Genomic DNA, 10340 nt, shown 5'->3' with positions numbered 1-10340 from the left:
GGACCTGGCCGATCAGCTCTTCCCCTACCTCACCATGGTGGAAGGCCTCAAGCTCTGCGCCCAGACCTTCACCAAAGATGTGAAACAACTGTCCTGCTGCGCAGGATGAAATAGGGGTCCGCTATGGAAGACATTCTGAAGTTGATTGGATTTGCGGCTGCATTCGGGTTGGTAGGGGTCGCGGCGTGGCAGATAACCTTCGCGTGGCGAGATCCGCGGGAGGAGACCGATGGAGAGAAGCGCCGACGAGAGAAGCGAGAAAAGGCGTCCAAGCCCAAATAAGTCGAGGAGCTGGGGCGAAGGAAAGCCCCCCTCGGCGGCTGATCGCGGGTTTTTCAAATTCTCTGAGGAGATGGCGATGATCAAAAGTGACGAGTTGATTCTCACGCAGGACTCCGCTCCCACACGGCGCCGCCGGTGGAGCTGCGCCCTCGGCTTTCTGGCGCTCATCACCTGTCCCTGTCATGTGCCGCTGCTTGCGCTCGCATTCTCGGGGACCGCTGCCGGCGCTTTGCTCGCGGCGCATTTCGACGAGGCGGTCATGCTGTTTTCCGTGCTCTTCTTGCTCTCGCTCTGCGCCGCCATCCGGATCTGGCGCGGCAAAGGGATCGACGGCCCATGACACGAAGCCACGAGTTATTTTGATCGAACCCCGCGCACCTGTCCGTAAAACCGGTGATCTTCGGGGTAACCACCGGAGGAGAGAGACATGCAGGATTTCATGAAACAATTTTCCGCGCTCATCGGCGCAGCCATCGCGGCCGCGTGCTGCTTAGGAATATCGGCGGTCATCGCCGCGGTGGGCGCGGTGGGTCTCGGGTTCCTGATCCACGATGCCTATCTCTTTCCCATCTTCGTGGGGTTTATTGGCTTAAGCCTTTGGCTCCTATACCGCTCCGCGCGCGGCCATGCGGACCTCGCCCCCTTCTGGTTGGGCCTGGGCGGTGGCGTTTTCGGCGCAGCCGGCTTGTGGCTCTCGGTCACCGGGCTCTACCCGATGCCGTGGACGGTCTATGGGGGGCTTGCGCTGTTGGTTGCGAGCAGCGTGTGGGATGTGGTCAACGGCCGGCGAGTAGCTGCGTGCGCCCCACAGGTGTGTGAGGAGCCTGAGACCTCGATGACCGGGGAGGCGAAGAAGCCAGAGCTCGCGACCCGCGTGGCCAAGGGGGCGGCCCTGAGTGTGGCGGCCGCCGCGGCCTTCTATGCGATGTACAAGTCCGTCGATGCCGTGGTGCCCCAGGCTGAGGCGGGCAAAATCGCCTGCTGGGGCATCAATTCCTGCAAGGGCACCAGCGCGTGCACGACCGCGTTTAATGCCTGCAACGGCCAGAACGCGTGCAAGGGCCGCGGGTATCTCAGCGTGCCAAAGAAGGAATGCCATGCGAAGGGCGGCGTACCGCTCAAAGGGTCTGACGGCGATCCGGCGGGGACGGGCTCTTAAGGGCGCGAGCTGATTACGGGGGTGTCCCATGAGCAATCGAATCCATTTTACGCTGCGTATCGAGGGGATGACCTGTGAGGGCTGCGCCCGGCACGTGACCCAAGCCCTTTGTGCCCGGCATAGAGAGCGCTGAGGTCGGTGACTGGAGGGAGGGCACAGCGGCGGTCGTGGCGGATGCGAAGGTCTCGGAGGAGGCCCTCGCGGAGTCAGTGGCAAAGGCCGGATACCGCGCCATCGTAGACGCCAAACGACCGCTCGAAGGCGAGCGCAGTGACTCGGCCGCCACAGTATAAAGTCCACCGGGCCGGCAGAGCTTAACCAGCGTCGTGAGAAGATGAGCAAGGAGGACGAAGAGTTCTCGCATGCCACTACCTTACCAGCTCGGCTATGATTCACAAGACTGCAATCAGCATGGAATTGTTCCTAGAATTTGTAATTCGCGACACACACCGTTATTTAGTTGCATACGGATATTCGGGAATGACAACATGGCGATCGGCTTCTAATATCTCATCTATAAGACCTGTATAGGAACACAGCTTAGGCGAGACTGCAGGGACCTTGTGCCGGTAGCCAGGCGGCACGGAGAATCGTAACATCCTGCGCACGGTGTTGCGGTGAATACCGAAGACCCGAGCGACTTCCCGCTCGCTCGAGCCTTCTACCATCACTAACCTTCGTATTTTCGCGTACAGTTCCACTAAATACATCCTTTCCGCTTTCCCCTTTAATAGTTGCCCACGCCAAGGGTAAGGCATTCGCATTGGTACATGTTTATCCCGCGATCTTCGCGGTTACAAATCCCGCTTCAGTTGTACAGTTTCGCTCCGCTATTTACACCACAATGTAAACGCAACGTTTCATATCATTAGCAAGGATAAAAATCATGGCTAGACCGGATTTTCAAAAAAGATACCCATTGACTTTGATCATTGCCGCCGTCCTGGCCGCAAGCCCGGCTATGGCGGATAAACCGTCATGGGCAGGGGGCGGCAAGCGGGATAATCGCGAGCAGCACGAACGGCATGATCACCGGACCGAAGACAGAAAAGATTACGAGCTAAAGGACCACCGGGACGCGGATTACCAAGACAGAGACCACCGGGTCGGGGATTACGGAAACAGAAATTACGGGGACAGGCAATATCATGATACAGACCGGTCATCCTACAGCGGGGGCAGGTTTTTCATAGACCACCACCGGACGGTCATTCACGATTATTATCACGATCAATACCGTAGCGGCCACTGCCCTCCGGGTCTAGCCAAGAAACATAACGGCTGCATGCCGCCCGGACAGGCGAAAAAATGGGGTATAGGCAGACCGTTGCCGCGAGATGTTGTTTTTTATGACTTGCCTCCAACTGTCGTTATGAATATCGGCTATCCTCCTCCGGGTTATCGCTTTGTACAGGTCGCCTCGGATATTCTGATAATAGCGATAGGCACCGGGATAGTGATGGACGCCATCTACGATCTGGGCGGGGGGCGCTGGTAGCCTGTTAAAGCGGCTACAGTGGTTACAGTCGCTGCCACCCGGTTATCGTAGTTTAAAAAGCCCGTCTCATAAACCGGGCGGCTTTAGCAGTATCCCTATTACTTGGAATGCAAGCCTAGCCAAGCTGAAAATACGGGGAACACACAATCTGCCGGATGGGCTGTACTGCCGTTAACTGGACCTGTCGGGATACCTCATAACCAGACCCCATCGAGCACAATTGATTCGATAGCCCTGCCAGCGGATCGGCACCTTCAGGATCCCCGATGCGATCGCACCGGCCAGGCGTTCGAGACTAGGTGCGCTGCGCCGCCGATGCTCTTTTTGCCGCGCGAGACCGAGTCGCTGTTGAGACCGGATGCGCTTTCGTTGCCGGGGGCGTTTTGACCGCCGGGGCCGATCTCGCGTTGCTCCCCCGCACCTGGTACCCGAGCTTTTCCTCACGCTCTATTAGCTTCGCTTCCCGAAGCTGCACATAAGCCCGTCTCACCGTTTCCCGGCTGATACCGAGTTGCTCACCGAGCGAGTGGGTCGAGGGCAGCGACGCGCCGGGTTTAAGCGTACCGCTCTTGATGAAATCGCTTATCTGCCGCACCACTTGCGCCTTGAGTGGCTCGTCAGTATTGCGCTTGAGCCGAATCGGAAGTTTTGCCACACCGTCTCCTTTCGAATGGTTCGTCTGTTAATCGTCGGAAGATTATGCGAGCTTATCGCCGTTCAATCAATGCGGCGTTCTCCGCGCCGAGGCGATTTTTACCTGTCAATATTCCGCAGGACGAAAGACAGTTCGAGCCATGGCGCTCCGGGCGTGGAGCGCGCGCCGATCAGATCTGTTGCTCCAACCCGCACTCGAGCGTGCGGCGCTCCGGGTAGGGCTTCGCGTCTTCCCTACTCAGCCCCTGTGTCGGCCGGCAGCTTCCTGCTGAGCATCGCGATCAGTCGGCGCTTGGTCGGGATCACCTATTGCTCTCTGAGCTCGGGCGAGAGCAGGTTCACGGCTTCGAGCTCATCGCACAGTTGCATCTGGTGCGCGAGGTCGAACAAATCGCGCTTGCTGTGAACTGGGTATCGACCTTCAAAGCATCTAATCCTTGTCATCCAGGCCCGGTCGTGTCGAAGTCTCTGGGGACTGGACGCCGGTACGCGCTTCTCCGGCATGACCTGCAGCAGCAGGTCGGCCAGACTGAGATTTCCCCGGCGAAAGGTGCGTTGTGGGTACCCGACACTAGTCATCGTAGAAGTCGTCATCGTGGCCTTTATAGTGGTGGCGGTGTCTGTGACGCCGTCGTTCGTAATAATGGTCACCGTGATCTTCATAGTGGCCGTCATAACCATATCCGTCATGCCGTTGCCCTACCGCGGCGCCCAGGCCACCCCCCAGTGCACCACCCCATGGTCCGCCCAATGCTGACCCAACACCACCGCCGAGCGCGCCGCCGAGTACCCCGCCACTCGTGGCGTGGCACCCGCTAAGAGACAAAAACAGCATGAACAGCGATACATGTAAGATTCTCATGGCCTTGTCCTCTCATGTTCCATTTTGCGTCCTGCTTTCAACAGGAATAAATACGTGATGGTTCGGTAACAAACTCAGCTTACCTCTAGAAACCTGAATCGGTGCTGAACTGGCATAGGGGGACGCGGCTAGTCTCACAGTGGGCAACGCACAAAGGCCTCTACACGGTCGCGATATTTTCCTCGTGGTTCCCGGTCTTCCCTTTCTCACCTAATAGACCGATACAATAAGGCTCATTCAGAAAATACCTACTTTGAATAGGGAAGGGGTACAGGTATGGCGATGGGTGTTGAAATACTGGTCATCTTGCTCTTGGTCTTGCTCAACGGTTTCTTTGCCATGTCGGAACTTGCTATCGTGTCCTCGCGCAAAGCGAGGCTAAAAGTGCTGGCAGATGAAGGGAACAGGGGGGCAGCTAGCGCACTCGATCTTGTTGAGAATCCAGGGCGTTTTCTCTCGACAGTTCAGATTGGCATTACCCTGGTGGGTGTCCTGACCGGGACTTTCGGCGGTGCCACCGTTACCGAAGAGCTCGCAGCATACTTTGACAGTTTCGCGGAAATAGCCCCTCTCGGCGAACCTATCGCGATCGGGGTAGTAGTGATCGGTATAACCTACCTAGCGCTGATCATCGGCGAACTCGTGCCCAAGCAGTTGGCCTTGAAAAATCCCGAACGCTTGGCCTCGACAGTCGCACGGTTCATGACGTTTCTAGCCAAGGTCGCAGCACCTATAGTTTACTTTCTCGAGTTATCGTCTAGATGGGTATTGCGCCGCTTGGGCGCGCACCGCACACCGGAGCAAACCGTGACGGAGGAGGAGGTGAGGGCCGTCGTTGCCGAGGGTGTCACGACCGGGGCGATCACACCCGAGGAAAAGGAGATGATCTCCGGCGTCATGCGCTTAGCGGATTGGCGTGTGCAAGCGATCATGACACGGCGCCACGACGTTGCGTGGCTCGACCTCGATGAGGGGGATGAGGTGATCGGTCGACTTCAGGAGTCGCACTTCTCTCGCCTGCCGGTAGCGAGGGGCAGCCTCGACCGGGTGCTCGGCATCGTGCAAGCAAAAGACCTTTTGAACCGAGCCATCGCCGGGCAATCTCTGAGTATCGAAAGCGCTCTATGTCAACCTGTCCTCGTGCATCGCAATACGTTGGCGCTACGTGTTTTGGAAATGTTTAAACAATCTCCTATCCGTATGGCTCTGGTCTTGGATGCGTCGGGTGGCCTTGAGGGAATTGTCACTGCGGCGGATTTTCTGAAAGGCCATCGTAGGTGGTCTCGCGGAGGCCGGGGGAGACGGCGAGGCAGAAGTCTTTCAGCGGGAGGATGGATCGTGGTTAATCGATGGAGAAACGCATATCGACGTGGTCAAGGATCGCTTAGGCCTACGCGAGATCCTGGAAGAACGCGATTTCCATACGGTTGCAGGCATGATCTTGTGGCGACTCGAGCGAATTCCCGCTGTGGGGGATCACGTCGATTTCGCTGGACTCCGCTTCGAGGTTGTGGACATGGACGGGCCCAAAATCGATAAGGTGCTCGCCGTGGCGCTCACTTCGGACGAATTGGAAGACCCCACGGGTTGCTAAGGCCGCAAGTGGCATATCAAGCAAGTTACCGTACCGAGTCGCAAGAGAACCGGAGTCTAGTGACGATGCCGGTGGTGAATGTCTGGATAGTGCGGATGGCGGTGTAGCAGTGGCTGATGTACGTGGAAATGCGTGTGAGGCTCCTCCCCGTCCCAGTCAAAATCGTGTTCGTGTAGGTGATGTTCGTCGTGCACGTGGCCGTGGGTATGCGCAATCCCATCATGATCATGCTCGTGCGCGTGGTGCTCGGTGAGTGTAGCCAAACTCCGGTACCCATCAAGAACGCGGCCGCCCAGAACCAAGCGCTCGGTGCTTCCCTGAGCAGTGCCAGCGCGATAATCGCCCCGCCGCGGACGAAAAATAGGCCCCGGTCCGGGCAGCCCCCACATGACGTAGCGCGTAGACGGGTTTGTGCAAAGTAAATACAAGGTAATCGGGTAGCCGGGGGTGTTTAGCCCCCAGCCCCCGCACCACCACGGTATGCGGGTCCGCACCGGGCGGTTCACAAAAGTTGAGCACACGAGAACATCAGGTATAACCGTGAGCACGCAACCACAGCGCATTGCGGATATTAAGCCCTGGCGTGTCAGCCAGTCATTCGTCATCCCGGTTTGTGTCGCCAAGGTCTTCGACAAGTGCCAATAGCGCTTGCTACTGAGCGCGGTCAAAATCGCTTGACGCCGGCGCTTCGCCCCCAGAAAGATGCTGACGAACCTGCCCTCGGATACCAAAGCTCACCGATGTCCGAGCTTCCTTTGTGGAGTTAAAGCCGTGCCTTATCTGTCATAAAGTCTGGTCCCCGAGAAACTCTACCTTTTTTAGAAAGGCACGCGCACCACCTCGCGTATCTTCCGTGTTCATCTGGAATCCAACCGAACTGACGGGAGGTATCTCCGGTTGTCCAAATTGGAATTTGAAGGCCTCCGCTAAATCGAATTCAGTAACCACCGTCCCCGGTCGTACTCCACACGGTTCACAGAAGTATCGACCGCCTTTTTCGTAGTATTTTCCCGTATAAGCGCGGCCGCTTTTTTCCTTTTCTCCAAGAAACAGGCTGATGAAGTGCGGGGCATCTGGGATGTAAAAGGAACCGCTGTCTATCTTTGTCTCTCCAAAAGAGATGACGACTGCGATGGGGACTCGGTAGATCCCCTGCTCCCAATCCGCACCTTGGGGATAGCGGTCGACCCCCCAGAAGATCCGAATGCCTTTGACGTTCGGCAGGTTCACGCGTTTCAGAAAATAACCCGCTGCCTCTGTGTTTGTCTCTAACACTAACCGTTTGTGGCTAAAGTGTGGGCTCAGGTCATCGGCGTCCAGCTTGAATTGAAACCCGTTCGCTATAAGCCATGGCTTGGCATCACCGTCTGCTTGATCTGAAAAGTCCAGCGTGAAGACCACTTTTCCTGATGGATTCTCGGCCCAAACGGGCCCAGAAAAGGCGATGGCAAAAAGGACTGCTATCGGCAAGATTCTGCACAACGCACCAGTGTAGACACGAAAATATTTCGGGTACTGTGCGTGGTTATTTCGAGTCTTGTTTTCGTGGGTAGTTCAAGCTCTGAGGGGCGATCCGTGAGCGAAAAATCCGCGCCAATCATTGGGCGGGTAGAGTACGTGGTTATGGAGGATGTGAGAAGGCGCGCATAGATACCGGCGCGGGAGTCTCATCGATCAATCAAGCCCGCTGCGGATGGCTCGGAGAAGGTTACCTTTCAGATTAAGGATGACGAGGGGAAAATAAAGTCCGCCACTGATTCTTTGCCGATTCATCCCTCCTCAAAGCAATCCCCTATATGAGCACGCTCGGTGCCAGCCACGCTGGGGTTAGGCCGCATGGGTCCTCCAGATTCGTTCATTTGGTTGGCGTGCGAGCGAGTTTCCACATCCAAAGACTCAGACCGCCCAAAATGATGAAGGCCAGCACACTTGGCCACAACGGCATCGGATGACCGGCCACCAGTACCTCTGGGCGTACCACTAGCCGCACCAATTGCGCGATGGCCATCAGACCGAACGCAACACTCGCCACTCGTAATCCTGTAATTTGTGAGTTCATGCTGTCATCTTCTCTTATTCTCGCCCTACCACAGCCATGTGCAACACGCCTAATCAGGATAGGGGGAGGCCTCACGGGTCCCGCCCCTCCTACACCACCGAACATACGGATCACGTACACGGCGGTTCGACAAAAGATATTCGGGCAGTCCCAAACAACTAAAGTACCGCGCCGGCAAAGTCAGCGTGAGCGCCGGGGTCCTGCTCAAGCGCCACGGGCCATGCGCCGATTTGCTCATGTTCCATGCTTCGCGCGCGGAGACACCGCGTCGTCGCAGTTCCCGATAGCCCGCTCGTGTAGACGGGTCCGATCGCGCACTCCTCCGCCTTAAGCTGTCGATGGCCTTATCGGTCACCTTGAGCTTAAGCAACGTTTTCACGAGGAAGTTTACGTAGCCAGTGGGTAGCCACATGCTGATGCAGAAGAAACGATCGGGCACAACGATAACGGTGCCTGCCAAATCATCCCGAGCTTCGGATAGGCACGCTCATTCGTCAGTACGGTGTGCCGCGGAGCGAGTTCATGCCATGAGGTTGTCGCCGAACATCGGGATTAGAGGCGCCAGGCCTACCGGGCCCGTTCAAGTTTGTGCTTATACTGTTTCTGTCCCAGTTTCTGTCCTCTTATAATCGGTGACCAATCCGACTAGGACGATGACAACACCGATCGCCACATAAAAATTTCGTGCCGCCAAATCACTCGAAAAGCCGAGCACAAAGGGCACGATAATAAGCACCGGTCCTACCACACGCTCTACCCAACCATGGATCGTGAAGGGGATGAACGGGACAACTCCCAAAGGAAAATCCGTGACAAGAGTCATTACCAGATGAATGATAGCCAAGGTGTAGGCAAGCATCGCGGGTATTCCTGTCAACCCGAGAACCGTTGGGGCGACTAAAAATAGAATCACAGTAACATAATCAAGATAGCCATGTGTGTGTGGGTTGAGAATTTTCACGGCACTCTCCTTTCTTTTAGACGATTGTCACCGCGGCACTTTAATACGCGGCAAACAACGATGTCTGTTAGCTGGATAACACGAAGACAGCGGAGACAGTAAGAGCTTTATCTCGTGTCATGGGAGGCGCCCGCTTCCGCGTCCGGGCAACCAACTGGAGTTTCAGCGCCATCGACTCCGCCGCCACCGCACGAACGCCTCCGGGTCGCGCAAGCGTGATCAACGTCGTGAGCAGGTGAGCGATCAGGACAAATAGCTCTTTCATGGCCACCTACACTACCACTCAGTAGCCCGCTTACAAGACTGCACGTGAGGGACGACTTATGGCAGTATCAGTAATTCGGCTATTACGGGTTAATAGGGGTAGTTATCGCTTATCGAGGATCGCATCAGGGTCAAAAACCCGGCCGCCTTTGACCACTGAATGGATGCGTCGGAGGTTACGGATGTCGGCGAGAGGGTCAGCCTCGAGGACTAATAGATCGGCGAGCTTACCGGGCTCGAGGGTGCCGAGGTCCGCGGCACGCCCCATGACGCGAGCCCCTCCGAGAGTGGCAGCCGTAAGGATCTCAGCCGGGGGGAGACCGGCCTCGGCCATGAGCTCCAATTCCCGATGTAAACCCGCACCGTGCAAGGTGCCGATATTGCCCGCATCGCTGCCCGCCGCGATGTGGATCCCGTTTGCATGCAGGCGTTTTAGGTTCCAAAAACTGATCTCCGGGCCGGGCCAATGTGTGAGCCACTGCGACCAGCGTTTCCATGGGGGCAGAGCTTCCAGATCGTCGAGTGTCGCCAGCACTTCGGGATCTCCGCCCCGCCGCTCGAATTCCGTAAGTTCGACCTTCTCTTGCAATACTTCTCGATATCCTTCATTGAGCGCCAGGGTGGTCACGTAAAGCACAGCGCGCTTTTTCAAGAGTTGGATGAAGGGGTCATCGACGCGCCGGTCTCGAACGCTGTGGACCAGAATATCCGCCCCCGCTTCGACCGCCGCGCGCGCCACTTCAAGCTCTGTGGCATGCACCGCGACCCGCAGGCCTTGGGCGTGGCTTTCTTCGATGGCTGCCGCGACCCAGTCGACCTGCATGGACAGGGGCCAACCCCAAGCGGGAATAAACCATATCTTAATGAGATCGGGCCGCCGACGGCTCTGACGCCGAACCGCGGCGCGGGCTTCCTCCGGCGATTTGACCTGAGCGATCGGTGGGTCGCCGCTCTTCAGCGCTGAGGGCAGGGTCGTCGAAATCAGCGGCCCGGCCATCGCGACCCGC

At 57.1% G+C, this 10340-nt stretch carries 13 protein-coding genes and 2 pseudogenes; 7 read left to right on the top strand and 8 right to left on the bottom strand.

Annotated elements, in window-relative coordinates; all coding sequences use genetic code 11:
• The first annotated feature begins 358 nt into the window (after window positions 1-358).
• The 5 genes from M3436_16505 (at window position 359) to M3436_16485 (ending at window position 2939) form a co-directional block, all read left to right on the top strand.
• On the top strand, window positions 359-622 hold the full coding sequence (locus M3436_16505; protein MDQ3565643.1) for a mercury resistance protein: 264 nt from the start codon (window positions 359-361) through the stop codon (window positions 620-622).
• 87 nt (window positions 623-709) lie between these two features.
• Entirely contained in the window at window positions 710-1441 is a 732-nt protein-coding gene (locus M3436_16500) for a hypothetical protein (protein MDQ3565642.1), read from the top strand.
• A 28-nt stretch (window positions 1442-1469) separates the two neighbouring features.
• Complete coding sequence (locus M3436_16495; protein MDQ3565641.1) at window positions 1470-1574, top strand: cation transporter; 105 nt, start codon at window positions 1470-1472, stop codon at window positions 1572-1574.
• Window positions 1552-1734: a heavy-metal-associated domain-containing protein gene (locus M3436_16490; protein ID MDQ3565640.1), complete on the top strand. Its 183-nt coding sequence runs from the start codon at window positions 1552-1554 to the stop codon at window positions 1732-1734. The genes M3436_16495 and M3436_16490 overlap by 23 nt, the downstream gene beginning before the upstream one ends.
• 593 nt (window positions 1735-2327) lie before the next feature.
• Window positions 2328-2939, top strand: a complete 612-nt coding sequence (locus tag M3436_16485; protein MDQ3565639.1) for a hypothetical protein — start codon at window positions 2328-2330, stop codon at window positions 2937-2939.
• 295 nt (window positions 2940-3234) lie between these two features.
• On the opposite strand, the gene M3436_16480 is transcribed toward M3436_16485, so the two are convergent.
• The 3 genes from M3436_16480 to M3436_16470 all read right to left on the bottom strand — a co-directional run bounded on the left by M3436_16480 (window position 3235) and on the right by M3436_16470 (window position 4455).
• Window positions 3235-3594: a winged helix-turn-helix domain-containing protein gene (locus tag M3436_16480; GenBank protein ID MDQ3565638.1), complete on the bottom strand. Its 360-nt coding sequence runs from the start codon at window positions 3592-3594 to the stop codon at window positions 3235-3237.
• 305 nt (window positions 3595-3899) lie between these two features.
• Window positions 3900-4187 (bottom strand): hypothetical protein, encoded by a 288-nt coding sequence (locus M3436_16475; protein MDQ3565637.1) that lies wholly within the window; start codon window positions 4185-4187, stop codon window positions 3900-3902.
• A complete protein-coding gene (locus tag M3436_16470) occupies window positions 4165-4455 on the bottom strand; it encodes a hypothetical protein (protein MDQ3565636.1) in 291 nt (96 codons plus the stop codon). Before M3436_16470 ends, M3436_16475 begins: the two co-directional genes overlap by 23 nt.
• Window positions 4456-4794: 339 nt before the next feature.
• Between M3436_16470 and M3436_16465 the strand changes: the two are divergent.
• Window positions 4795-5271 (top strand): annotated as a pseudogene (locus M3436_16465) (CNNM domain-containing protein).
• Between the two features lie 553 nt (window positions 5272-5824).
• Entirely contained in the window at window positions 5825-6049 is a 225-nt protein-coding gene (locus M3436_16460) for a hypothetical protein (protein MDQ3565635.1), read from the top strand.
• A 56-nt stretch (window positions 6050-6105) separates the two neighbouring features.
• Here M3436_16460 and M3436_16455 read toward each other — a convergent pair.
• From M3436_16455 to M3436_16435, 5 genes and pseudogenes are all read right to left on the bottom strand, one after another.
• Window positions 6106-6448, bottom strand: a pseudogene (locus tag M3436_16455) (EamA family transporter).
• A gap of 384 nt (window positions 6449-6832) precedes the next feature.
• Entirely contained in the window at window positions 6833-7519 is a 687-nt protein-coding gene (locus M3436_16450; protein ID MDQ3565634.1) for a hypothetical protein, read from the bottom strand.
• 385 nt (window positions 7520-7904) lie between these two features.
• Entirely contained in the window at window positions 7905-8108 is a 204-nt protein-coding gene (locus M3436_16445) for a hypothetical protein (GenBank protein ID MDQ3565633.1), read from the bottom strand.
• A 592-nt stretch (window positions 8109-8700) separates the two neighbouring features.
• Window positions 8701-9069, bottom strand: coding sequence for a hypothetical protein (locus M3436_16440; protein MDQ3565632.1), 369 nt, complete (start codon window positions 9067-9069; stop codon window positions 8701-8703).
• Window positions 9070-9436: 367 nt separating this feature from the next.
• Window positions 9437-10340, bottom strand: a 904-nt coding sequence (locus M3436_16435) for an amidohydrolase family protein (protein ID MDQ3565631.1), incomplete at its 5' end; no start/stop codon positions are given.

The organism is Pseudomonadota bacterium, assembly GCA_030859565.1.
Lineage (GTDB): Bacteria > Pseudomonadota > Gammaproteobacteria > JACCXJ01 > JACCXJ01 > USCg-Taylor.
The sequence above is the reverse complement of the archived record's forward strand: the minus strand, read 5'-3'. Positions and strand labels throughout refer to the sequence as shown.

Bases quoted from the DNA above. Each gene is read 5' to 3' on its own strand.
- M3436_16505 (MDQ3565643.1), top strand. From the start codon at position 359: ATGATCAAAAGTGACGAGTTGATTCTCACGCAGGACTCCGCTCCCACA.
- M3436_16500 (MDQ3565642.1), top strand. From the start codon at position 710: ATGCAGGATTTCATGAAACAATTTTCCGCGCTCATCGGCGCAGCCATC.
- M3436_16495 (MDQ3565641.1), top strand. From the start codon at position 1,470: ATGAGCAATCGAATCCATTTTACGCTGCGTATCGAGGGGATGACCTGT.
- M3436_16485 (MDQ3565639.1), top strand. From the start codon at position 2,328: ATGGCTAGACCGGATTTTCAAAAAAGATACCCATTGACTTTGATCATT.
- M3436_16475 (MDQ3565637.1), bottom strand. From the start codon at position 4,187: ATGACGACTTCTACGATGACTAGTGTCGGGTACCCACAACGCACCTTT.
- M3436_16470 (MDQ3565636.1), bottom strand. From the start codon at position 4,455: ATGAGAATCTTACATGTATCGCTGTTCATGCTGTTTTTGTCTCTTAGC.
- M3436_16445 (MDQ3565633.1), bottom strand. From the start codon at position 8,108: ATGAACTCACAAATTACAGGATTACGAGTGGCGAGTGTTGCGTTCGGT.